The sequence below is a fragment of the Homoserinimonas sedimenticola genome, from assembly GCF_026094475.1.
GTDB classification, from domain to species: domain Bacteria; phylum Actinomycetota; class Actinomycetes; order Actinomycetales; family Microbacteriaceae; genus Homoserinimonas; species Homoserinimonas sedimenticola.
Genome location: NZ_JAPELL010000001.1, coordinates 2117157 through 2139935, shown reverse-complemented (window position 1 = coordinate 2139935; position 22779 = coordinate 2117157). Strand labels below are relative to the sequence as shown.

The 22779-nt window shown below is 68.0% G+C and carries 23 protein-coding genes and 1 tRNA gene; 8 read left to right on the top strand and 16 right to left on the bottom strand.

Going from position 1 to position 22779, the window contains the following annotated elements; translation table 11 throughout:
• The first annotated feature begins 59 nt into the window (after positions 1 to 59).
• Positions 60 to 1778 carry a sensor histidine kinase gene (locus tag OH146_RS10240; RefSeq protein ID WP_265160749.1) on the top strand — a complete coding sequence of 573 codons (1719 nt, stop codon included), beginning with the start codon at positions 60 to 62 and terminating at the stop codon, positions 1776 to 1778.
• Between the two features lie 60 nt (positions 1779 to 1838).
• Here OH146_RS10240 and OH146_RS10235 read toward each other — a convergent pair whose 3' ends face one another.
• On the bottom strand, positions 1839 to 2369 hold the full coding sequence (locus OH146_RS10235) for a hypothetical protein (RefSeq protein WP_265160107.1): 531 nt from the start codon (positions 2367 to 2369) through the stop codon (positions 1839 to 1841).
• Between the two features lie 231 nt (positions 2370 to 2600).
• A complete protein-coding gene (locus OH146_RS10230) occupies positions 2601 to 3125 on the bottom strand; it encodes an OB-like fold-containing membrane protein (RefSeq protein WP_265160104.1) in 525 nt (174 codons plus the stop codon).
• Between the two features lie 317 nt (positions 3126 to 3442).
• Between OH146_RS10230 and OH146_RS10225 the strand changes: the two genes are divergently transcribed.
• Entirely contained in the window at positions 3443 to 3733 is a 291-nt protein-coding gene (locus tag OH146_RS10225) for a WXG100 family type VII secretion target (RefSeq protein WP_265160103.1), read from the top strand.
• Between the two features lie 67 nt (positions 3734 to 3800).
• Here the strand turns inward: OH146_RS10225 and groL are convergent, their stop codons facing one another.
• The 5 genes from groL to OH146_RS10200 form a co-directional block, all read right to left on the bottom strand.
• On the bottom strand, positions 3801 to 5435 hold the full coding sequence (groL, locus tag OH146_RS10220; protein WP_265160101.1) for a chaperonin GroEL: 1635 nt from the start codon (positions 5433 to 5435) through the stop codon (positions 3801 to 3803).
• Positions 5436 to 5577: 142 nt separating this feature from the next.
• Complete coding sequence (locus OH146_RS10215) at positions 5578 to 6585, bottom strand: DUF3048 domain-containing protein (protein WP_265160099.1); 1008 nt, start codon at positions 6583 to 6585, stop codon at positions 5578 to 5580.
• Between the two features lie 112 nt (positions 6586 to 6697).
• Entirely contained in the window at positions 6698 to 6901 is a 204-nt protein-coding gene (locus OH146_RS10210) for a cold-shock protein (protein ID WP_265160096.1), read from the bottom strand.
• A gap of 275 nt (positions 6902 to 7176) precedes the next feature.
• Positions 7177 to 7749 carry a LytR C-terminal domain-containing protein gene (locus OH146_RS10205; protein WP_265160094.1) on the bottom strand — a complete coding sequence of 191 codons (573 nt, stop codon included), beginning with the start codon at positions 7747 to 7749 and terminating at the stop codon, positions 7177 to 7179.
• 37 nt (positions 7750 to 7786) lie between these two features.
• Positions 7787 to 8095: a DUF3263 domain-containing protein gene (locus tag OH146_RS10200; protein WP_265160091.1), complete on the bottom strand. Its 309-nt coding sequence runs from the start codon at positions 8093 to 8095 to the stop codon at positions 7787 to 7789.
• A gap of 119 nt (positions 8096 to 8214) precedes the next feature.
• On the opposite strand from OH146_RS10200, the gene OH146_RS10195 reads away from it, so the two are divergent.
• Positions 8215 to 9348 carry a heme/hemin ABC transporter substrate-binding protein gene (locus OH146_RS10195; RefSeq protein WP_265160088.1) on the top strand — a complete coding sequence of 378 codons (1134 nt, stop codon included), beginning with the start codon at positions 8215 to 8217 and terminating at the stop codon, positions 9346 to 9348.
• On the opposite strand, the gene OH146_RS10190 is transcribed toward OH146_RS10195, so the two are convergent.
• Together OH146_RS10190 and OH146_RS10185 are read right to left on the bottom strand one after the other, a co-directional pair.
• The gene (locus tag OH146_RS10190; RefSeq protein ID WP_265160086.1) at positions 9303 to 10286 is read right to left on the bottom strand and encodes a DUF2332 domain-containing protein; all 984 of its coding nucleotides are present in this window, start codon (positions 10284 to 10286) and stop codon (positions 9303 to 9305) included. The genes OH146_RS10195 and OH146_RS10190 overlap by 46 nt on opposite strands.
• Positions 10287 to 10435: 149 nt before the next feature.
• Positions 10436 to 11359, bottom strand: a complete 924-nt coding sequence (locus OH146_RS10185) for an HtaA domain-containing protein (protein WP_265160084.1) — start codon at positions 11357 to 11359, stop codon at positions 10436 to 10438.
• Positions 11360 to 11518: 159 nt separating this feature from the next.
• On the opposite strand from OH146_RS10185, the gene msrB reads away from it, so the two are divergent.
• Together msrB and OH146_RS10175 are read left to right on the top strand one after the other, a co-directional pair.
• Complete coding sequence (msrB, locus tag OH146_RS10180) at positions 11519 to 11923, top strand: peptide-methionine (R)-S-oxide reductase MsrB (protein WP_265160082.1); 405 nt, start codon at positions 11519 to 11521, stop codon at positions 11921 to 11923.
• Positions 11924 to 11974: 51 nt separating this feature from the next.
• Positions 11975 to 12051: transfer RNA gene (locus OH146_RS10175), tRNA-Thr, on the top strand.
• A gap of 120 nt (positions 12052 to 12171) precedes the next feature.
• Here the strand turns inward: OH146_RS10175 and OH146_RS10170 are convergent.
• Positions 12172 to 13104 (bottom strand): DsbA family protein, encoded by a 933-nt coding sequence (locus OH146_RS10170; RefSeq protein WP_265160080.1) that lies wholly within the window; start codon positions 13102 to 13104, stop codon positions 12172 to 12174.
• Between the two features lie 275 nt (positions 13105 to 13379).
• Between OH146_RS10170 and OH146_RS10165 the strand changes: the two genes are divergently transcribed.
• Together OH146_RS10165 and OH146_RS10160 are read left to right on the top strand one after the other, a co-directional pair.
• Positions 13380 to 14474 carry an ABC transporter ATP-binding protein gene (locus OH146_RS10165; RefSeq protein WP_265160078.1) on the top strand — a complete coding sequence of 365 codons (1095 nt, stop codon included), beginning with the start codon at positions 13380 to 13382 and terminating at the stop codon, positions 14472 to 14474.
• A 111-nt stretch (positions 14475 to 14585) separates the two neighbouring features.
• The gene (locus OH146_RS10160; protein ID WP_265160076.1) at positions 14586 to 15890 is read left to right on the top strand and encodes a DUF4032 domain-containing protein; all 1305 of its coding nucleotides are present in this window, start codon (positions 14586 to 14588) and stop codon (positions 15888 to 15890) included.
• A gap of 18 nt (positions 15891 to 15908) precedes the next feature.
• On the opposite strand, the gene rlmB is transcribed toward OH146_RS10160, so the two are convergent.
• The 4 genes from rlmB to OH146_RS10140 all read right to left on the bottom strand — a co-directional run bounded on the left by rlmB (position 15909) and on the right by OH146_RS10140 (position 20147).
• Entirely contained in the window at positions 15909 to 16916 is a 1008-nt protein-coding gene (gene rlmB, locus OH146_RS10155) for a 23S rRNA (guanosine(2251)-2'-O)-methyltransferase RlmB (RefSeq protein WP_265160074.1), read from the bottom strand.
• Positions 16917 to 16924: 8 nt separating this feature from the next.
• Positions 16925 to 18358, bottom strand: coding sequence for a cysteine--tRNA ligase (gene cysS / locus OH146_RS10150; protein WP_265160072.1), 1434 nt, complete (start codon positions 18356 to 18358; stop codon positions 16925 to 16927).
• A gap of 47 nt (positions 18359 to 18405) precedes the next feature.
• Complete coding sequence (ispD, locus tag OH146_RS10145; RefSeq protein WP_265160070.1) at positions 18406 to 19581, bottom strand: 2-C-methyl-D-erythritol 4-phosphate cytidylyltransferase; 1176 nt, start codon at positions 19579 to 19581, stop codon at positions 18406 to 18408.
• Between the two features lie 83 nt (positions 19582 to 19664).
• Positions 19665 to 20147: a CarD family transcriptional regulator gene (locus tag OH146_RS10140; RefSeq protein ID WP_265160068.1), complete on the bottom strand. Its 483-nt coding sequence runs from the start codon at positions 20145 to 20147 to the stop codon at positions 19665 to 19667.
• 166 nt (positions 20148 to 20313) lie between these two features.
• Between OH146_RS10140 and OH146_RS10135 the strand changes: the two genes are divergently transcribed.
• Positions 20314 to 20775: a hypothetical protein gene (locus OH146_RS10135; RefSeq protein ID WP_265160066.1), complete on the top strand. Its 462-nt coding sequence runs from the start codon at positions 20314 to 20316 to the stop codon at positions 20773 to 20775.
• 57 nt (positions 20776 to 20832) lie between these two features.
• Here the strand turns inward: OH146_RS10135 and OH146_RS10130 are convergent, their stop codons facing one another.
• Both OH146_RS10130 and OH146_RS10125 read right to left on the bottom strand, forming a co-directional pair.
• Positions 20833 to 21525 (bottom strand): response regulator transcription factor, encoded by a 693-nt coding sequence (locus OH146_RS10130; RefSeq protein WP_265160063.1) that lies wholly within the window; start codon positions 21523 to 21525, stop codon positions 20833 to 20835.
• Positions 21522 to 22739 (bottom strand): sensor histidine kinase, encoded by a 1218-nt coding sequence (locus tag OH146_RS10125; RefSeq protein WP_265160060.1) that lies wholly within the window; start codon positions 22737 to 22739, stop codon positions 21522 to 21524. Before OH146_RS10125 ends, OH146_RS10130 begins: the two co-directional genes overlap by 4 nt.
• Positions 22740 to 22779 lie beyond the last annotated feature (40 nt).

Here is a 22779-nt window from a genome sequence, read left to right as displayed (position 1 = left end):
GGGCGGATGCTTCGCCCAGCCCCGCCGCGTACCCTGAAGTCGTGACACGAGACCAGCCGATGGAGTGGTGGAACTCGGTGTCCCTGCGCACCAAGATCACCGGGGTCACCGTCTTCATCGTGACGGCGGGATTGCTCGTGGCCGGCGTCGGCACCATGACGGTGCTGCGTGACTACCTGCTGAACCGCGTCGACGAGAACATCCGCGCTGCCGCCGCCGAGATTCCCACGTGGGCGATCGACCTCGATGAGGACACGGTCGACACCGGCAACTTCCTGCCCACCTCCTTCTACGTCGCGCTCGTGAACCGCTCGGGTGAACTCATCGCCGACAACCTGGACGAGGATGACGAGCACTTGCGTCCCCAGCTGGGTGAGCTGACGGCATCCACTGTCTTCGAGTTCCAGGGTCAGGCGGTGACGCTACAGAACGAGACTCACACAAGCCAGACGCGGGTCGTGGCCCTTGTCGCCGAGAATGCCGATACGGGCAACTTCGCGACCCTGGTGATCGGTCAGCGGCTCGACGACGTCAATGCGACGATGGCCCGTTACACGGCAATCTTCCTCGGTTTCGCCCTCTCGGTCGTGGTGCTGAGCGCCGCGCTCACCCGTGTGCTCGTGACATCCACCTTCCGCCCCCTGCGCGAGGTGGAGGCGACGGCGGCGGCGATCGCGGGCGGCGACTTCAGCCAGCGCCTCCCGGGCGCGACCCCCAACACCGAGGTCGGGCGCCTCAACCGCTCGCTCAACGTCATGCTCGGCCGCATCGATCGCGCCTTCGCCGACCGCGCCCGCACGATCGAGCAGATGCGTCGCTTTGTGGGCGACGCCAGCCATGAGTTGCGCACGCCGCTCGTCTCGGTGCGCGGCTACGCCGAGCTCTACCGCATGGGGGCGATCCAGAAGCCCGAGGATGTCGGCCAGGCGATGGAGCGCATCGAGAAGGAGGCGATCCGGATGGGCGAGCTCGTCGAGGACCTCCTCGAGCTGGCCCGTGCCGACGAGAAGAAGCCCCTGCGCCTCGCCCCTGTCGATCTGCTTCCGCTCGCGCACGACGCCGCCCTCGACGCCATGGCGCAGGCACCGGACCGCGCGGTGACGGTCAAGGTCGAGGAGCCCGAACTGCCCCCGGGCGACAACATCGAGGCTCCGCCCGAGCCCTCCGAGAGGCCCGCCACGACGGCGACGGGCCCGATCGCCTTCGCGGGCGCCCAGCTCGCACGACTGCGTTCGCTACGCCAGCGCGGCCTCCGCAGCGGCGCCCCGGACTCGCCTGACATGACGCCGCTCTCCAAGCGGGAGGACATCAAGCTTGTCGTGCCGGCCGTCGTGCTGGGCGAGGAGAACAAGCTGCGCCAGGTCATCACGAACCTGCTCGGCAACGCCCTCCGCTTCACCCCCGACGGGAGCCCCATCGAGCTCGTCGTGCGGGTGGACGCTCAGCGACGCATCGCGCAGCTCGACATCGTCGACCACGGCGAGGGGGTGCCGCCGCAGATCCGCGAGAAGATCTTCCAGCGCTTCTGGCGGGCCGACACCTCCCGCACCCGTGAGACGGGCGGCAGCGGGCTCGGCCTCGCGATCGTCGCCGCGATCGTCGACGCGCACAAGGGCGACGTGCGCGTGCACGACACGGAGGGCGGCGGCGCCACCTTCCGCCTCACGCTTCCGCTCCTGCCCGACAGTTACGTCTCGTCACCGCCGAAGAAGCCGGAGCAGCAGGAACATATCGAGCAGCAGGAGCGCACCGACCGGCAGGAGCGCACCGCGGAGTAGGCGCCGGCGCCGCTACTCCGCGTCGCCCACCGCTCCGCGTCGCCCGCCACTCCGCGTCTGCTACTCCTCGGCCGCCATGCTGATCTCGCGCGCTTCGATGTAGTTGTCGCCCTCGTACTCCTCGAAGAGCCCGTCCTCCAGGTCGAGATCGGTCTCCTCCTCCGCCTCAATCAGTTCGAAGTTGTCGCGAGCGAAGCCTGTCACCGCGACCTCGTCGCCCTCTTCCACGGTCGTCGCGCCTTCGTGCACGATGAGCAGGGGTGCCACGGTCATCCCGTCGCCAAGAGTGAATGCCTCCTCCGAGATCACTTCGCCGACCTCGGCTGAGACCGTCACCTGCTGACCGAGGTAGGTCTCGTAGCTGTCGTCGAAGTCCACGTCGTATCTGCCGTCATACTCTGCGCCGGGCAGGTCGTCCTCGGCGTCGGCGCCATCGGTGTTCTCCATGCCCTCGGTGACGTCTTCCACGTCCACCGGGTCTTCCGTCTCGTCCACCCCTGTCGTGCAACCGCTGAGGCTTGCGGCTGCAAGGGGGAAGATGCCGATGATGGCGAGCATTGTCAGCCGGTTCTTGCTCCTGCGCGTGATCATGGTTCCTCCGTCTCCTACTCCGGGGCTGGGGCGACTCGGTTTCCCGGAGCCGTGTGCGTACTGGATGTCGCCGCCAGACGTTCGCCACGTTAGGCCCGCCCTTTCGGGGGATTCCCTGTGTGTGACGCGTTCGTGACCTGACGCACAGGCGACGGTGAAGAACGTGGATCCGTGTACCGCGAAAAGGGCGAGCGTCGCATCGCGACGCCCGCCCTTCTGCTGCACGTCCCGTCAACTCTCGTCGGTCATCTCGACACTCGTCGCCTCGATGTAATTGTCGGCGTCGTAGTCGGCATAGTCCTCGTCATCGAGATCGAGCTCCATGTCTTCCTCAACCGTGGGAAGGTCGAAAGCTTCCTCGACTGTGCCACTGACCTCGACGGACTCCCCCTGCTCGAGGGTGACCTCACCGTCGTGGACAACGAGAAGCGGCTCGACGGTCGTCGACTCCACGCCGCTGATGGTGAACGACTCGGGGGAGATCACCGTATCGACGTTGGCGGTGAGTGTCACCTCTTCGCCGACGTACGTCTCATAGTCCTCGGTGAAGTCATCGTCGTACGGCCCGTTGTAGGGCCCGCCCACGTCGAGGTCGTCCTGGGTCTCATCGAGATTGCCCTCGCTCTCCTCGACGACGTTCTCGTCGGTCGCCTCCTCTGGGTCGGTCGAGCATCCTGCGAGGCCGGCAGCCGTGAGTGGGAGCACCCCAGCGATCGCCAGCGTCGTCAGCCAGTTCCTGTTTTCGCGCTTGATCATGGTTCCTCCTATTCGGGTTCCCGATGCGAACGACAGGATGGATCCGAGAACCTGTCCGTTGCTTTCCGTCGTTCGTGGCAGCCACGTTAGGCACGCGGACACGAGGACGGAACCGACGTGATTTCTTCGTGATCAGACGCACACGAGGCGCCCACGGAAGACCGAGCAAGCTTTGAGAAAGCGCTATCGACTCCTCCCCTCAGGGCGCGTCGGGGGTGCGTCCACAGCGACAACGTCGGACGCTGCCGCTCCGTCAGCGTGCCCCTAGCGTGACGGCGAGTCGGGCCAACCGGGCCCGCGGAGCGAGGAGATCACCCATGACGCAATACCAGGTCGACAGCGACGCCGTTCTCGGCGCCGAGAGTGCACTGCGGGCATCCGCCACCCGCATCGAGGGCGAGGTCGCGGGCATGATGTCGCATCTCGTGAACCTGCAGTCCGCGTGGACGGGGCAGGCATCGATGGCCTTCCAGGCTGTCATCGCCGACTGGCGGGCGACGCAGCAGCAGGTCGAGCAGAGCCTCGCGGGCATCACACAGGCGCTCGGTCGCGCTGGCCAGCAGTACGCGGAGGCTGAGCGGGCGAACGCAAGCATGTTCCTGCGCTGACAAGGCAGGCAGAAACGCCAAAGGGCGGCTCCCCGTGGGGAGCCGCCCTTCGTGGTGCTGCGAGGACTTAGAAGTCCATGCCGCCCATGCCGCCCGTCGGGTCGGCCGGAGCCGCGTTCTTCTCGGGCTTGTCGGCGACGACGGCCTCCGTCGTGAGGAAGAGGCCGGCGATCGACGCGGCGTTCTGCAGCGCCGAACGGGTCACCTTGACGGGGTCGTTGATGCCCGCCTGGAGCATGTCGACGTACTCGCCCGTGGCAGCGTTGAGGCCGTGGCCGGGCTCAAGGTTGCGCACCTTCTCGGCGACGACGCCGGGCTCGAGGCCCGCGTTGATCGCGATCTGCTTGAGCGGAGCGTCGATCGCCCACTTGACGATGCTCGCACCGGTCGCCTCGTCACCACTGAGGCCGGTCATGGCCTCACCAGCGAAGGCAAGCGCGCCGGCCTGGATGAGAGCGACACCACCACCGGCGACGATGCCCTCGTCGACGGCGGCCTTCGCGTTGCGGACGGCGTCCTCGATGCGGTGCTTGCGCTCCTTGAGCTCGACCTCGGTCGCGGCACCCGCCTTGATGACGGCAACGCCGCCGGCGAGCTTCGCGAGGCGCTCCTGCAGCTTCTCGCGGTCGTAGTCGCTGTCGGTGTTCTCGATCTCGGCGCGGATCTGCTTGACGCGGCCCTCGAGCTGCGCGGCGTCGCCGGCACCCTCGACGATCGTGGTCTCGTCCTTGGTGATGACGACCTTGCGCGCACGGCCGAGCATGTCGAGCGTCGTGTTCTCGAGCTTGAGACCGACCTCCTCGCTGATGACCTGGCCGCCCGTGAGGATCGCGATGTCCTGCAGCTGGGCCTTGCGGCGGTCACCGAAGCCGGGAGCCTTGACGGCGACCGACTTGAAGATGCCGCGGATCTTGTTGACGACGAGCGTCGCGAGAGCCTCGCCGTCGACGTCCTCGGCGATGATGAGGAGCTGCTTGCCGGCCTGGATGACCTTGTCGACGACGGGGAGCAGGTCCTTGATGTTCGAGATCTTCGAGTTGACGATGAGGATGTAGGGGTCCTCGAAGACCGTCTCCTGGCGCTCGGGGTCGGTCACGAAGTACGCCGACAGGTAGCCCTTGTCGAAGCGCATGCCCTCCGTGAGCTCAAGCTCGGTGCCGAAGGTGTTCGACTCCTCGACGGTGACGACGCCCTCCTTGCCGACCTTGTCGATGGCCTCGGCGATGAGCGCGCCGATCTCCTGGTCGCCGGCCGAGATCGAGGCGGTCGCCGCGATCTGCTCCTTGGTCTCGATGGGCTTCGCCTGCTCGACGAGCGAGGCGGTGACGGCCGCAACGGCCTTCTCGATGCCGCGCTTGAGGCTGATGGGGTCGGCACCGGCCGCGACGTTGCGCAGACCCTCGCGCACGAGCGCCTGGGCGAGCACGGTCGCGGTGGTGGTTCCGTCGCCAGCGACGTCATCCGTCTTCTTGGCGACCTCCTTGACGAGCTCGGCACCGATCTTCTCGTACGGGTCGTCGAGCTCGATCTCCTTGGCGATGGAGACACCGTCGTTCGTGATGGTGGGGGCGCCCCACTTCTTCTCAAGGACGACGTTGCGACCGCGCGGGCCGAGCGTCACCTTGACGGCGTCGGCGAGCGTGTTGAGACCGCGCTCAAGACCGCGACGGGCCTCTTCGTTGAAAGCAATCATCTTTGCCATGTGTGTTCTTCGTCCCTCCCGGACGTCGGAAATGCATCAGCTCTTTGGCACTCTCGCAGAGAGAGTGCTAAATGATTCTGGCACTCTGCCACAGCGAGTGCAAGCCGACGCGGATGCCGCGAGATGAACGCGCGGTGACCGATCAGGCGGGCGGCTCGATCGCCACGGAGCCGTCGAGGGGCACGAGTTCGACCCACGTGTTGCCCGCACCCAGGCGCACCGTGATGCCGCGATCGTCGAGCAGCGTGATGGGGGCCGCGATCGAATCCTTGTGCCACGAGCCGTGCACGGTCGCGCCGCCCGTCGTGATCCACGCCTCGCCGCTGCCGAGCAGCTCCGTCTTCGGCACCCCGTAACCGTTCGTCACCGGCACGCGCAGCGTGACGACATTGACCGCCGAGAGCTGATCCCCCGCGCTGTCGACATCGGGGGCGCCGTCCTGCCACCGGAGATAGCGGGCGGATGCGGCATCCCATGTCCAGGTGGGAACGAACTGCGTGGAGAAGGCGAGCCGCAGTGTTGCGGTCGGGCTGCCCTCCTTCGCCGCGGTCGATGAGGCGGCGTCAAGCGAGTAGGCGAACTGCTGGGGCGGAGCCGCGATGTCGGAGTGAGCGGCGAGGAACTCCTTCGCCCGAACGATCACGTTGTGGGGAGCGCTGCGGTCGCCCGAGCGATACATGTACGCCGAGGTGTCCTGCTGACCATGGATCGCGTTGTACAGCGAGGTCTGTCGCATCATCGACACGAAGCGTGGCTGACCACCTGCGTAGAAGATGATGCCGCCGAGTGACCCCGCGATCTCGGGGTCCATCGGACGGATGGACCGGATCGGCCCCAACAGCTCGGGAATGTCACTGTGCCACACCGCGACATAGCGGGTGATGCCTCCCTCGACGAGCTCCTCATAGACGATGTCGGTGCGCTCGAGGCCCACCTGGGGGCGGGCATCCCAGTGGTTGTCGATCTTCGCGACGAGCGCCGCATGCGGGAGGGACCCCTCCGGCACGCTCGTCCCCCGCAGAGGCGCGAGCTCGGTGGGGGGCGTCGCCTCGTAGGTGGAGGTGTAGTCGGGAGACGGGGAGGCTTGAGGCGACGGGGGAGCCTCGGCCGAGCATCCGGCAAGGAGGGCGACGGCCGCGAGTGCAGCCACAGCGCCAAGACTGCGGGAGGGCGGGCGCGAGATCACAGGCGACACACTAACGCCGCCCCCGGCGGGAGCGGCGTCAGGTCGAGGCGTGCCTCGGTTTTGCTGTAGACGAGGATCAGGCCGGGCGGACCGACTCCGCCTGGGGGCCCTTCGCGCCGGTGCCGACCTCGAAGGTCACCTGCTGGCCCTCCTCGAGAACCTTGTATCCGCTCATGTCGATAGCGGAGTAGTGGACGAAGACGTCCTGCCCCCCACCCTCGACGGTGATGAATCCGTAGCCCTTTTCAGCGTTGAACCACTTAACGGATCCGTTCGCCATGTGTTACTCCCTGCTGTGTACCGTTCTACGGCGCTCGCGGTGCGGCGCCGAGTCACCGAACGCGGGTGGGTAATACCCGTGTCACCAGGTTCGAGACGAAGCGCGCGTCGAGTGCCTCATAGAGCCGGATGGGCGACCAGTTCCAGATAGTAACGATCTTGCGGTCAAAAGGGGAGAGTTACTTCAACATCTCACGCGCAGCGGCAGGAGATTAAACCGGCGCGTAACCGTGCGGTGACCTCGCCCCGCAATTCCGGGCGAATCGAGCGGATGTCTCAGGCTGCGGGTGGCTCGTAGTCGGCACCGATCAACACCGTCAGTGGCGACGCGGGGTAGTCGTTGGAGAGACGGAGTTCGCCGACGCCGAGGTGCTCTGCGAGCATCCGGGCTGCTCCCTCGTTGGCGGGATCGCTGTAGAAGATCTGGGTGGTCTCGACGTCGTCGGCCGCGGCATTCGCCCGGCTGCCGACGCCGAGTGCGGCTCCCGCCCAGCCCTGCGCCTCGAGCGCATCGCCCACCTGGGTGGCGAGCCCCGCGGTCGGCGTACCGTTGAGCACCGTGATCGGCAGCTCGGGGTTGAGGGACGGCTCCGCCTGCGGTTCATCCGTCGGCGCCTCTGTGGGGGCGGTCGTCGGTGCGGCCGTGTCGACCCCGGGCACCCGGATCTGGATGTCGGGGTTCAGGAGCGTGAGGGCGAAGAGGCCGATGGCGACGAGCGCAACCGTCGCGAGCGCGGCCCAGGCGAAGCCGATCCAGCCGCGACCCGGCTGGGCGGGGGCGCGGTGGGCGCCGATGCGCAGCATCTCGTCTGGCGTCTCGTCGAAACGGTCTCTGATGCGGGTGGCCATGCTCTTCTCTCGGTCGTTCGTCGACGCGGCAGATGCGTCAGGCGCGACGCCGGCTGTCGCGGAGGCGGCGCAGGCGTCGCACAAGCATCGGGTCATGCGCGAGGGCCGCCGGTGAATCGATCACGGCGTTCAGCCTCTGATAGTAGCGGGCCGCGGTGAGGCCAAGCTCAACGCGGATCGCCTCCTCCTTGGCACCCGAATGGTTCCACTCCCGCCGTTCGAAGTCGAGGATGCGAGCATCCCGCTCGGGGAACTCGGGCAGCGCCGCGCGCTCGGCGTCGGCGGTGCTGCGCGCCGGGTTCGTGCTGCGGGCGCGGGTCGTGCTGTGGGCGCGGGTCGTGGGCATCGGGGCGATGCTACGCGAGCGGATGCGACGGAGCCGGGAGGATGACGGAGGGTCGCAGCATCCGCGGAGTTAGGATAGCCTCACCAACACCGCCCCTCCCGATTCGTGAAAGGTCGCCCGTGCGCACGTTCCGCCCCCTTGCGACCCTTGCCGCCGCCGGCGCCCTGCTCCTCGGCCTCACGGGGTGCATGGCCGGCCCTGCCGCGACGGAGGGCGAATACGTCGAGGCGGGAGCCCAGCAGGTGCCGCTCGCGGAGCTCGACCTGCTCGACGACCCGCGCTCGTGGGTGGGCGGTTCCACCGCGGTGCTCGCGAGTGCCGCCGTCAAAACCCTCCCCGAGACACCTCAGCAGCAACTCCCCACCACTGTCACCTCGCGCGACCTCGACGGCGACACCGAGGTCGAGGTGACGGAGACCAGTCGCGTGCTGGGGCTCGACATGTCTGGCTCGATCGCCGCGACGATCGTCGGTCTGGGCTTCGGCGACAGCCTCGTCGGGCGTGATGTCTCCTCGACCTTCCAGCAGGTGCAGGACCTTCCCGTCGTCACCTCGAGCGGTCACAGCATCAACTCGGAGTCCGTCATCGCGCTGCGGCCCACCCTCGTCGTGACGGATGGCAGCATCGGCCCCGTCGATGTCGTGTTGCAGCTGCGCGACGCCGGCATCCCCGTCGTCTTCGTCGAGGCGGAGCCGGGTATCGAGGGGGTCGGGCTTCTCGCACGGCAGGTCGCCGCGGCATTCGGCGCCGCCGAGGCGGGCGAGGAGCTCGCCGCGAGCCTCGACGCCGAGATCGACGAGAAGATCGCCGAGATCGCGGCGATCGCGCCGCAGGGCGAGGAGCGACTGCGGATGATGTTCCTCTACCTGCGCGGCGGCTCCGGCATCTACTACCTCTTCGGCAGCGAGTCGGGCGTCGACGATGTCATCAGGGGCATCGGGGGCATCGATGTCGCGAGCGAGATCGGCTGGACCGGCATGCAACCCATGACCGACGAGGCGGTCATCGCGGCGCGACCCGACCTCATCCTCGTGATGACCTCGGGGCTCGAGAGTGCGGGCGGCATCGACGGCCTCCTCGCCGAGAAGCCTGCCCTCGCTCAGACTCCGGCGGGGCAGAATCGGCGCTTCGTCGACATGGCCTCGGGTCAGATCCTCGGTTTCGGCCCCCGCACGGCCGATGTGCTCGACGCGCTCGCCCGCGCCGTCTACGCGCCCGAACCGCTAGGGCAGGCCTCAAGCGACTCCCCGTAGGGGCCGCACCAGGCGAGCGGATGCTCGTCGAGAGCCACCACGAACCGCCCTCGCAGCCCCTCCCGCGTCTCCCCCGCGTCGACCAGCTGCTGCGCGATCGCCGGCACGACCCCCGCGCCCTCGAGCGACACCCAGCGTGCCCCCGAGCGCCGGACTCGCTCGATGAGCCGCGCGCGCTGCGCCGCCGGCACGTAGACGAGCATGCCGGCCGTGACGATCACGGGCGTCGCGGAAGCAGGCGCGAGGGCGAGCAGCTCCTCAAGTCGGGCCTCGGCGTCTCCCGCCAGAAGGACGGGCGGATGCTCGCGCACCACGTCACTCGCGGCGCGCACCCGGTCACGGCGGTCGTGCTGCCCCGGCCAGGCGAGCACATCGAGCCACGCGGCATCCGCGTCGTCGGCGACATCGAGCGGCCGAAGGTCGATACCGCCGCGCCACACGACCTCTGGCAAGCGCGTGGGAGCGGGTACGCCCGGGCCGAGCGCGCAGGTGAGGCGAACCGGGCTGGGGCCGTCGGCCGGGTGCAGCAGGCGCCCCGAATAGTCGTAGGAGTAGCGGTCGGGGTAGAGGCAGAGACCCGCGGATGCCCCGAGCTCGAGCAGCGCGATGGGCCCCTCGATGCGCTCCAGAGCGGGCAACAGGGCGGCGCAGCGGTTGGGCTCATTCGTCTGCATGGGGCGCTCGGCGAGCTCCCGCGCGAGCTCGGCCTCATGTTCACGCAGAAAGCCGAGCAGGTCGTCGGGGTGCTGCCGCGCACCCAGCAGGCTGGCGACCGCGAAGACGAGCGGCGGCTGGCGCTGCTGCTCGGGGAGCCTCTCGAGCAGCGCGAGGGTTGCAGCATCCGCCGCCACCGCGGCCGCCCACTCTCCGTAGAGGGCGGAGGTTCCGAGCGTCTGCGCCGCGAAGGCGCGGAACCACTGGGCGGTGTCGCGGGGCATGCCCTGATCCTGCCGCCTTTCACGTCGAGTTGCCCGGGGCTTCACGCCGAGTTGCCCACTTCGGTCCTCAAACTGGGTGGGAAGAGCACCGAAGTGGGCAACTCGATTGTGTTGGCCGGCGCTGTCAGCGCGGCGCTGCCGGCAGAGTGCTACTCCGCTGCGGACGCCGTGCGGCGGCGCAACAGCACCACGACGAGAGCAGTCACGAGGAGCACCAGGAGCGCCACGATGACCCAGGGGAGCCAGACAGGCGTGCCGGATGCCACGGGGGGCACGACATCCGCATCGGCGTCAGCCTCAGCAGCCTCCGCCACGTCGACGCCGCAGCCCTCCTCGATCGTGAAGGTGACCGTGACGGGGTCAAGCTCGGTGCCGGGCTCGTAGGTGCCGAACGCTTCGGAGCCTTCCGTGCTGAGCTCGGCGGGCGCCCCTGTGATGGTGAGCTCGCCCTCAGCGGTCTCTGCCATCACCCCACCCAGGTCGACGTCGGCGAAGTGCACTCCCCGCTGGTCGACCGCGGTGCCGTCCTGCGTCGTGCCCGCGACGTCGAGGTAGAGACGCGCCGTCTCGGCGTCGACGATCTCGATGCGCGGGTTCGCGACGGAGGTGTTGAGGATGCCGCCATGACCGGTGAAGGTGACGGTTCCCGTGAAGGCGAGCTCACCCTCTTCGGCCTCCGCGTCGTAGCCGCCCGCACCACCGCTCCAGCTGAAGTGGGGGGTCTCATAGGCGGCACCGTCGGACACCGTCCATTCGCCGTTGGCGATCGTGCCGCTGATGTAGCTGCGGAACGCCTCCTTGAAGCCCCACGTGAACGTGGCATCCGTAACCTCGCAGGCGTCTGCGGAGAGCGCCGTGACGACGGGTTGGCCGAGGTGCACGTAGAAGCCGGATCCGGTGATCGTGATCGATTCCCCTGCGGGGGCGAGACCCTCGGTCTCCGAGACAGCGATGCTGGCGCCGGGAGCCGCGGTGGCAGGCGCGGCAGCGACGGGGCTGCCGAAGGCGACGGCGAGCGCGGCAAGCAGGGCGAGAAGGACGCACCGCATGGCGGCGCACGGTGGTGGGTTCACGGTCGGAAGACTCTCCAGGGCTGTGACGCGCTTAGGTATGCCTAAGTTCAATCTGAACCTAGTAGGTAAGCCTTCCCAGTCAAAGCTGCCGCGAAGTAACAGGGAACAATCGCGCTCCCGCCGCGTTTAGGCTTGGTGAACCCCAGCGGAAGGCACGCGATGAACTACGACGTCAACAAGAGCGAGCAGGAATGGCTCGAGGAACTCGGCCCCGAGCGTTACGCGATCCTGCGCAAGGCGGGCACGGAGCGCGCCTGGTCGGGCGAGCTTCTCGACGAGAGCCGCGCGGGCATCTACACCTGCGCCGCCTGCAACGCGGAACTCTTCAAGAGCGGCACCAAGTTCGACTCCGGATGCGGCTGGCCCAGCTTCTACGAATCGGTCCGCCCCGAGGCGGTCGAGCTGCTGGAGGACACGAGCCTCGGCATGGTGCGCACGGAGGTGCGCTGCGCCAACTGCGGCTCGCACCTGGGCCACGTGTTCCCCGACGGTTTCGGCACCCCCACGGGCGACCGTTACTGCATGAACTCGCTCTCGCTCAACTTCGAAGAGACGAGCGAATAACACAAGCGCCAAGCGCCCGGGCTATCATGGCTCGGGCGCTTTCGCGCATCCGCCTCCTTAGCTCAGTTGGCCAGAGCATCGCTCTTGTAAAGCGAGGGTCGTCGGTTCGAATCCGACAGGGGGCTCCACACGCTTCGGGCGCGCATCCGCTCTCGACGGCCTCGATCTGGGCGTCGGGCCTCACGGGCGGCGAGGCGATCGAACTGCTCGCACGACGGCGGGAACTCGCAGCCTAGCCCTCGACCGCGCTAGCTCGCCGGCGCGGCGCTCGGGCTGGGGCTGGGCGAGGGGGTGGCCTTGAGCGTGTCGCTGAAGGCGTTGCCGCTCGCCGTGCTCACGAACTTGGCGAAATCGCTGGCGTCTCCCAGGTCCTCGGCGGGATAGGCGAAGCCGTTCACAATGACGGTGGGCGTGCGGGTCACGGCGTCGATGTCGGCGTTGGGAAGCGGGCCCTCGAAGGCGCGCGCGGTCGCGGCATTCACCCACTTCTTGAAGCGCACCTCGTCGATGCACTGCTCAACGGACGAGATCGTCGTCACCCCCGCACGCTCGGCAAGGTCGACGAGTTCCTCATCGTCGAGACCCGTGGTGCCCTCCTCGGGCTGCTTGTCGAAGAGCAGTCCGTGGAACTCAAGGAAGTTGTTGGGCGAATAGTTGGCGACGCAGGCCGCGGCGTTCGCGGCGCGGGTCGAGTACTGCGACCCGAGCGAGAGCCGGTCGAGGAAAGCGACGGGGTGCACCTCGAGCGTCGCCGCACCCGAGGAGACCCAGGTCTCGATCTGCTCGGCGTTGGCGTCTTCAAACTCACCGCAGCCTGAGCACAGGTAGTCGACGTACATGACGATGTCGACGACATCCGGGTCCTCGGTCAGCTCGGATGCCACGGGCGAAGCGCCCGGCTGCAGTGCGGGCGTGATCTCCGCCTGCGCCCCAGCACCGATGCGGATGCCGTCGCTCAGCATATTGAGCGGCCCGGGACTCGTCTTCGGGATCGCGGACACGATGCCGATCACGGTCGCCGCCGCGATCGCGACGACACCGACGGCAACACCGCCCTGGATGAGCAGACGGTTGCGGCGCTCCTTCTTCTTCTGCTCAAGCCGCGCGCTCTGCGCCTTTTCCCGCGCTGCGCGCCGCTTCTCGTTCCTCGTCGGCTCTGGCCGCGACAGACCGTTCGACATGAATCCTCACTAAATTCTCTGATGCAGGCTCCGGGAGCCGCCGAAGTGCTCTGTCGGCAGCGCTCGCCCCCCACGCGCAAGTCCCGGGCAGCGTCTCACGAGACGCGCATCCGATCGTAGACAGTGTGACTGGGAGTTGCCCAGACACTTGTCTTCCCTTGCCCTTCCCTGATGCGGTGACATAATGACAGCACCGAGCCGTTCGCGGCCCGGCACAACATCCATTCACTACGGATCGTCCGGCACGTACCTGCCGGTGAAGGAGAAATACAGTCATGGCATCAGTCACGTTCGACAATGCGACCCGCCTCTACCCCGGGTCCACCCGTCCCGCGGTCGACAAGATGAACCTCGAGGTCGCCGATGGCGAGTTTCTCGTGCTCGTCGGCCCCTCCGGTTGCGGAAAGTCCACGACCCTGCGAATGCTCGCGGGCCTCGAAGAGGTCAACAGCGGCCAGATCCGCATCGGTGACCGCGACGTCACCGACGTTCCGCCCAAGGACCGTGACATCGCCATGGTCTTCCAGAACTACGCGCTCTACCCGCACATGACTGTCGCTGAGAACATGGGCTTCGCCCTCAAGATCGCCGGCGTGCCGAAGGAGGAGCGGGCGAACCGCGTGCTCGAAGCCGCCAAGCTGCTCGACCTGGAGCCCTACCTGAGCCGCAAGCCCAAGGCCCTCTCGGGTGGTCAGCGCCAGCGCGTCGCGATGGGCCGCGCGATCGTGCGCAGCCCCCAGGTGTTCCTCATGGACGAGCCGCTCTCCAACCTCGATGCCAAGCTCCGCGTGCAGACCCGCACCCAGATCGCCTCACTCACACGGCGGCTCGGCGTCACGACCGTCTACGTCACGCACGACCAGACCGAGGCCCTCACGATGGGTGACCGCATCGCCGTGCTCAAGGACGGCGTGCTCCAGCAGGTCGGCACCCCGCGCGAACTCTACGCGGAGCCCACCAACATCTTCGTCGCCGGGTTCATCGGCTCGCCCGCCATGAACCTCTTCCCCGCGGATGTCACGGAGGGTGGAGTCAAGTTCGGTTCCGCCGTCGTGCCCGTCCCCCGCGACACCCTCGCCGGCACGAACGCCAGCAAGGTCACGATCGGAATGCGCCCGGAGGACGTCAAGGTGTCGACGAGCGGCGAGGGCCTGCCCGTCGAGGTCGACATCGTCGAGGAACTCGGTGCCGACGGCTACCTCTACGGCCACACGGAGATCGACGGCAACCGCGTCGACCTCGTCGCCCGCGTCGACGGCCGCCAGCACCCCAACGCCGGCGACAAGGTGTTCGTGCTTCCGACCGAGGAGCACCTGCACGTCTTCGACCAGGAGTCGGGACTGCGCATCAGCAAGCCCATCGAGGTCTGACAGGTGCCGGCCCCCACGAATCACTGAGAGGTCGGCGGTTCGGTCGGAGTTACCTCCGGCCGAACCGCCGACCTCCCGTCTTTCCCTCACGACGAATCCGAGGCCCCACCCATGTCAGGCTCGCTCAGCATCACCTCGGCCACGGCGGACTCCGCACTGCTCGACCTGCCCTGGTCCCTGCCGCTCGAGGAATGGCCCGACTCTGTCATCGCCGCCCTTCCCAAGGGCATCTCCCGCCACCTCGTGCGCTTTGTGCACCTCAGCGGCTACGTGATCGCCATCAAGGAGACATCCGAAGACCTCGCCAAGCGGGAGTACGAGATGCTCCGCACACTGCAGCGGCTCGACATCCCCTGCGTCGACCCCGTCGCGGTCATCACGAACCGCGCGGATGCTGCGGGCGAGCCACTCTCGGCGGTGCTCGTGACCCGGCACCTCAAGTTCTCGCTCCCCTACCGCGCCCTCTACTCGCAGACGCTGCGCCCCGACACGGCCACCCGGCTCGTCGACGCCCTCGCCGTGCTGCTCGTGCGCCTGCACATCATCGGCTTCTTCTGGGGCGACGTCTCCCTCTCCAACACGCTCTTCCGCCGGGATGCCGGCTCCTTCGCCGCCTACCTCGTCGACGCGGAGACCGGCAAGCTCTACAACGGTCTCTCCAATGGGCAGCGCGAGAACGACCTCGAGATCGCGCGCGTCAACATCGCCGGCGAACTTCTCGACCTCGCGGCGGGCAACCGGCTCGACGAGAACCTCGACCCCGTCGAGGTGAGCAACGGCATCGTCGCCGCGTATCGCAACCTGTGGAAGGAGCTCACGGGCGCCGAGTCCTTCAAGGCTTCGGAGCGCTGGCGGATCACCGAGCGAGTCGAGCGGCTCAACCAGCTCGGCTTCGACATCGAGGAGCTCGCGATCAAGACGGATGACACGGGCACCGAGGTGCGCATCCAGCCCAAGGTCGTCGACGCGGGCCACCACCAGCGCCGGCTACTGCGACTCACGGGGCTCGACGCGGGCGAGAACCAGGCGCGACGCCTCCTCAACGACCTCGACTCCTACGCTGCCACCTTCGGCAATAAGGAGGACGACGAGGAGATGGTCGCCCACGAGTGGCTCGCCAGCGTCTTCGAACCCGTCGTCCGCGCCATCCCCCGGGAACTCAAGGGCAAGCTCGAACCAGCAGAGGTCTTCCATCAGCTGCTCGACCACCGCTGGTTCCTCTCGCAGAACGCGGCGCGCGACGTGCCCCTCGCGGAGGCGGTGACCTCCTACATCGACAACGTGCTGCGCCACCGCCGCGACGAGGCGACCGTCATCGACCCCGTCACGGGCGCCGTCACCCTGCCCCTGCCCACGGTCGGGCAGGGGCCCGGGAACGGCAGCGACGACGAGGTCGACTGGCGCACGCTCGTCTGAGCACCCGCCGCGCCCGTGCTACTTCGCGGAACGCTGGCGTGACACCTCGTATAGCGTGACGCTTGCCGCGATTCCGGCGTTGAGCGACTCGGTCGAGGCACTGATCGGGATCGAGACGATCGCATCGCAGGTCTCGGTCACGAGCCGCGAGAGGCCCTTACCCTCGCTGCCGACGACGATCACGAGTGGTTCCTTCGCCAGCTCGAGCGAGGGCAGGTCGATGTCCCCATCTCCGTCGAGTCCCAGCACGAACGCGCCGCGCTCCTTGAGCGACTTGAGCGTCTGGGTCAGATTCGCCGCCATCGCGACTGGCGTGCGCGCGGCCGCCCCCGCCGAAGTCTTCCACGCGGCAGCGGTCATGCCGACCGAGCGACGCTGCGGCACGATCACTCCCTGCCCACCAAAGGCGGCGGTCGAGCGGATGATCGCACCCAGGTTGCGCGGATCGGTGATGCCGTCGAGTGCCACGAGCAGCGGCACCTGACCCCGTTCCACCGCGCGGTCGTAGATGTCGACGGGGTGTGCATAGTCATAGGGCGGCACCTTGAGCGCGACACCCTGATGCACGGAGTCGACACCACCCATGCGGTCGAGTTCCGGCCGCATGACCTCGAGAATCGGCAGCCCCCGCTTCGTCGCGAGCGACATGATCTCCTTAACCCGGTCGTCGTATTCGATACGGGCCGCGATATAGAGGGCACTCGCGGGGATCTTTGCGCGGAGCCCCTCCAGCACGGAGTTGCGGCCCGTCACAACCTCGACCTGGCTACCGCCCTGCTCCGACCTGCGCTTCTGCTGGGGCGGGCGCCCCTGGCCGGCAGGCGCCCCGCGGCCGCCACGCTTCTCGGCGAGCCGCTCCTGGGCGATCTTGCGCTTGCCCGCCGGGTGGTAGGGGCGGTCCTCCGCCTTCGGGGTGGGACCGCGCCCCTCGAGCGCCTGACGTCCCTGCCCGCCCGAGCCGACCTGGGGGCCCTTGCGCGACTTGCGGACGGCGCCCGCCCTGGGCTTGTTTCCGCTGTTCTTCATGGCTTCCCCTACTGCTGTTCTGTGGGCGACCCGGCAAGGCTCCAGTGCGAGCCCTCCGGGGTGTCTTCAATCTGGATGCCCGCGGCCGTGAGTTCGTCGCGAATGCGGTCGGCCGCGGCAAAGTCCTTGGACTCGCGCGCGATCCGCCGGTCATCGAGCAGGCGCGTCACGAGCGCCCCGAGGGCGTTCACGGCGGGCTCGTTCGCCTGGCCCTGCCACTCGGCCGCAAGCGGGTTGATGCCGAGGATGTCGGTCATGGCGAGCACCGCCCCGTTGGCCCGCGCCGCGGATGCGAGATCCTCGCCGTCGAGCGCGGCGTTACCCGCACGCACCGTGTCGTGCACCACTGCGAGGGCCTGCGGCACCGAGAGGTCGTCGTCCATCGCCTCGGCGAAGGCGTCCGGCACGTCGAGGACGACCTCGGAGGTGAAGCGGGTGCCGGAGATGCGCCGCTCCGCGCGGCGCAGGAACCCCTCGATACGCTCGAGTGCGGCCTCCGCCTCGATCAGCACGCCGTCGTGATAGTCGATCGTGGAGCGATAGTGCGCCGAGCCGAGGTAGTAACGCACGACGAGGGGCCGCGCCATCCCCAGCATGTCACTCGCGAAGAGGGAGTTGCCGAGCGATTTCGACATCTTCTGCCCGTTCACGTTGACGAGCCCGTTGTGCACCCAGTAGCGGGCGAAGCCATCACCGGCTGCCGAGGACTGAGCGAGCTCGTTCTCGTGGTGGGGGAAGCGCAGATCGAGCCCCCCGCCATGGATGTCAAAGCTCGTGCCGAGGTAGCGCGACGACATCGCCGAGCATTCGATGTGCCAGCCGGGGCGCCCCGCGCCCCACGGCGACGGCCAGCTCGCCGACTCCGGCTCCTCTGCCTTGTGCCCCTTCCAGAGTGCGAAGTCGCGCGCATCCCGCTTGCCCCTGGGGTCTGCATCGGTCGCGGGGGCCATATCGTCGAGAGACTGCCGCGTGAGCTCACCGTAGCTCGGCCAGGAGCGCACGTCGAAGTAGACGTCGCCCGAGCCGTCCTCCGCCGGGTAGGCGTGGCCGCGGTCGATGAGGCGCTGGATGATCTCCTGCATCTGCCCCACGCTGGCCGTCGCGCGCGGCTCGTAGGTGGGCGGCAGCACGCCGATAGCCCGATACCCGGCCGTGAACTCAAGCTCATAGCGGTAGGCGAGCGCCCACCACTCCTCCCCCGCCGTCGCGTTGTCGAGGATCTTGTCGTCGATGTCGGTCACGTTGCGCACGAGGGTCACGTCGAAACCGCGCCAGGTGAGCCAGCGCCGCCAGAGGTCGTAGACAAGCGCCGAGCGAAGGTGCCCGATGTGGGGCGAGGACTGCACCGTCGGTCCGCACACGTAGATGCCCACCCGCCCCGGCTCGAGGGGTTCGAAGTCGAGCAACTCCTGGGCGCGGGAGTCGTAGAGGCGCACGGTCATACAGCCAGCTTATTCGAGGTGCGGATGCCGTCGGCTGGGCGGATGCCCTACCCTCCTGAGCGGATGAGCGCCGTCGCGATCGCCGTCAGGCCCTCCCCCCGCCCGGCGAAGCCCAAGCCGTCGGTCGTCGTCGCGGAGACGCTCACGGGTGCGCCGACGAGACCACTCAGGTTCTGCTCGAGCTCAAAGCGGCGTCCCGCGAGGCGAGGCCGGTTGGCGATGAGCTGCACCGCCACGTTGACGACCTCGAAGCCCGCCCCCGCCACGAGACGCACCGTCTCGCCGATGAAGACGTCCCCGTGTGCGCCCGCGAAGCGGTCATCCGAGGTCCCGAAGCGGCCGCCGATATCGCCGAGGCCCGCCGCCGAGAGCAACGCGTCACACACGGCGTGGCAGAGCGCATCCCCATCGCTGTGCCCCTTGAGCCCCTCCTCGTCCGGCCAATAGAGGCCGCCGAGCCAGAGGGGGCTCTCGGCATCGAATGCATGCACATCGACGCCCACGCCCGTGCGGAGCGCTATTGCCGCTTCGCCGTTCGATTGCAGCAGGCTCTCGGCGCGCGCCAGATCCCAGGGCGTCGTGATCTTGAAGGCGAGCGCATCCCCCGCGACCGCCGTGACGGCCTGGCCGGCGGCCGCGAAGAGTGCTGCGTCATCCGTGTGCTCGACGTCGGTGGCAGCATACGCCGCCACCAGGGGCTCGCGCGGGAAGCCCTGCGGGGTCTGCGCCGCCGCGAGTTCTGAACGATCGGGAGTGCCCACGACCTGCCCCTCGCGGCCGAGCCGCTTGATGGTGTCAGAGACGGGCAGCACCGGCACCACACCATTTCCCGACGCCCGTACGGCATCCGCGACCTCGTCAAAGAGCGCCGAGGGCGTCAGGGCCCTCGCGGCATCATGCACCAGCACGATCTCGACGGAGGCGCCCACGGCAGCCAGTCCCGCCGCGACAGAACCCTGACGCGACGGCCCTCCCGCGACGACCGTGACGAAGCCCGACGCGCGCCCCGCAGCGTCGCGCGCAAGCGCTTCGGCCTGCGCGCGGCGATCGGCGGGAGCCACGACCACGATCTGCGTCGCCTCCCTCATGCCGATGACGGATGCCACGGCCCGCTCCAGGAGCGACCGCCCCGCCACCCGCACGAAAGCCTTGGGCTCACCGAGCCCCAGCCTGCTGCCGCTGCCCGCGGCCACGATCACGACGGCGGTGCGAGACTCATGCATGCCTACGAGCGTAGCGGGGCCGGGAACGACGAAGGCCCCGACACCGGCGATGGTGTGCGGGGCCTGAAGTCGTGATGAAACGCTTAGGAGGCGAGGACCTCGTCGAGCATTCCCGAAGCCTTCTCCTCGTCGGTCTTCTCAGCGAGGGCGAGCTCGGAGACGAGAATCTGGCGGGCCTTTGCGAGCATCCGCTTCTCACCGGCCGAAAGGCCGCGGTCCTGATCGCGGCGCCACAGGTCGCGCACGACCTCCGACACCTTGATGACGTCACCCGAGGCGAGCTTCTCGAGATTCGCCTTGTAACGGCGCGACCAGTTGGTCGGCTCCTCGGTGAAGGGGGCGCGAAGCACCTCGAAGACCTTGTCGAGGCCGTCCTGGCCGATCACATCGCGAACTCCGACGAGATCCACATTGTCTGCGGGCACCTCGATCGTGAGGTCGCCCTGCGTCACATTGAGCTTGAGGTAAACCTTCTCCTCGCCCTTGATGACGCGCTTCTTGACCTCAATGATGGTTGCAGCACCGTGGTGCGGGTAAACGACGGTTTCGCCGACCTCGAAAAGCATGGGTTAAGCTCCGTTCCGTGGCCCCCAGTTTAGCACAGGGGTGTCCCCCTTTTGCCTGCCCGCGGGGGCCCAGCGGCCCGTCACCCGTAGGATAAACTCTGATCGACTTCGGCGGGAGAACTCTCGCCACCCATCGCACCAGTACCACTCACCTGGAGGGTTCCCCGTGAGAGCACGAATCGCCGCCACCATCGCCCTCTCGGCGAGCATCGCCCTCGCCGCCAGCGGTTGCGCGTTCATCACCCCCCAGGCCACGACTGACGACTACGACGCAAGCGACGGCGTCGGCGCGACCCTCGGCACCGTCCGCGTGCTCAACGCGCTCGTCATCAGTGAGGACGGCGCAAGCGGCAACCTCGTCGCCAACTTCGCCAACACGGGCACCGAGCGTGCCCGCGTCACGGTGCAGTACGAGGGCGCGGGCGGCACGGTCGACCGCACCGTCACCGTCGCCCCCGGTGACTACACGAGCATCGGCACCGAGGAACCCTTCGAACTCGAGGACATCGACGCCGAGCCCGGCTCGCTCTTCCCCGTCTTCGTCCAGCACGGCGACGAGACCGGCAAGCAGCTGCTCGTGCCCGTGCTCGACAGCTCACTTCGCGAGTACGAAGAGCTGCTGCCGTAGCCCTCCCCGGGAGGCACTGCTCTATCCGCGGAAAAACTGCTCTATCCGCGTGAGCGACTACTGCGTCGCATCCTCGAATCGATAACCGAGGCCGCGCACCGTCACCAGGAGCGCCGGCTCCGAAGGCGACTTCTCGATCTTCGAACGGATGCGCTTGATGTGTACGTCGAGCGTCTTAGTGTCTCCGAAGTAGTCGGAGCCCCACACACGATCGATCAGCTGGCCGCGGGTGAGCACGCGACCGGCATTGCGCAGGAGCACCTCGAGCAGCTCGAACTCCTTGAGCGGCATGGGGACCTCGGCGCCATCAACCTCGACCGTGTGACGGTCGGTGTCCATCCGCACGCCGCCCACCTCGACCACAGCGGGATCGAAGTCCTCGACCGGTTCCACGCGACGCCGGAGCACTGCGCGCACGCGAGCGAGCAGCTCGCGCGAGGAATACGGCTTGGTGACGTAGTCATCGGCTCCCAGTTCCAGGCCGACGACGATATCGACCTCGCTGTCCTTGGCCGTGAGCATGATGATCGGCAGCGTCGACACGGCACGAATGCGCCGGCACACTTCGGTGCCGGAGATGCCCGGGATCATGAGGTCGAGCAGCACGAGGTCGATACCGCCGCGCTCGAACACGTCCATGGCGGCGTTACCGTCGTCGGCGATCGTGACCTCGTAGCCCTCCTTCGTGAGCAGGTATTCGAGCGGCTCGCTCAGTGAACGTTCGTCTTCGACGATCAGGATGCGGGTCACGAGACTCCCTTGAGAGTGATGGCAGGGGCCGGGGCTGGCGTTGGTGAGAGAGAAGCGGGGGGCGAGGCATCCGTCATGGCGGAGAGCGACTCGTGGGACGCCTCGGGAAGGCGGATCGTGAACGTCGAGCCGCGGCCCACCTGGGACCAGACGCGCACGTCGCCGCCATGGTTCTGCACGGCATGTTTGACGATCGCGAGGCCGAGACCCGTGCCTCCCGTGTTGCGGGCGCGTGCCGGGTCGATGCGGTAGAAGCGCTCGAAGACGCGCTCGAGGTCCTCCTCGGGAATGCCCATGCCCTGGTCGGTGACGGCGATCTCAACGACGCCGTTCGCATGCGTGACGCCCACGCCCACCCGGGAGTTGTCCGGCGAGTACTGCACTGCGTTCGCGACAAGGTTGTGCACCGCCGCGATCAGCACCGGCTCGTCGCCGTAGACCTGGGCGCCCGTGTCCCCACCCGTCACCAGCAGGATGCGGTGCTCATCGGCCGCGACACGGCTCGCGTCGACCGCCGCCGCGACGATGTCGTCGACCTCGAGCAGTTCCGGTTTGGCGAGAGCATCCGCGGCCTGCAGCCGGGAGAGCTCGATGATCTCCTTCGTGATGCGGGCGAGCCGGTCGGACTCCTTCGTGAGCCGCTTCGCGAAACGCTTGACCTGCTCGGGGTCGTTCGAGGCGGACTGCAGAGCCTCGGCGAGAAGGCCCACCGCGCCGATCGGCGTCTTGAGCTCGTGACTGATGTTGGCGACGAAGTCCCGCCGCACCTCGTCGAGCCGATACGCCTCCGTGCGATCCTCCGCGAGCAGGAGCACAAAGCGCGAGCCGATGCGCGCGACGCGCACGAAGAGGTGAACGTTGGCGTCGCCGAAAGGACCGCGCGCGAGTTGCACCTCCTCCGAGAGCGCCTCACCCTCGCGGCGCACCCGATCGACGAGGGCGACGAGCTCCGGATGCACGAGCGACTGGTTCCACACGAGCCCGAAGGCGAGCGCGCCGGGTGAAGCCTTGACGACGTTGTTGGAGGGGTCGAGCACGACCCCGGCGGACTCGAGAGCGTCGAGAACCTGATCGACCCCGTCGGGCACGCCGCCGCGCACAACCGCGGCCGCGCGCTCTCCGCGGCGCGCCGCATAGTGGATCAAGCTGACCAGCGCAGCGCCCACGGCTACGCCGAAGACCAACGACAGGGCAACCAGCACGCTGGGTTCCATAGCGACTAGATTAGTTATAAGTCGAGCCCGTCCGTCCGGG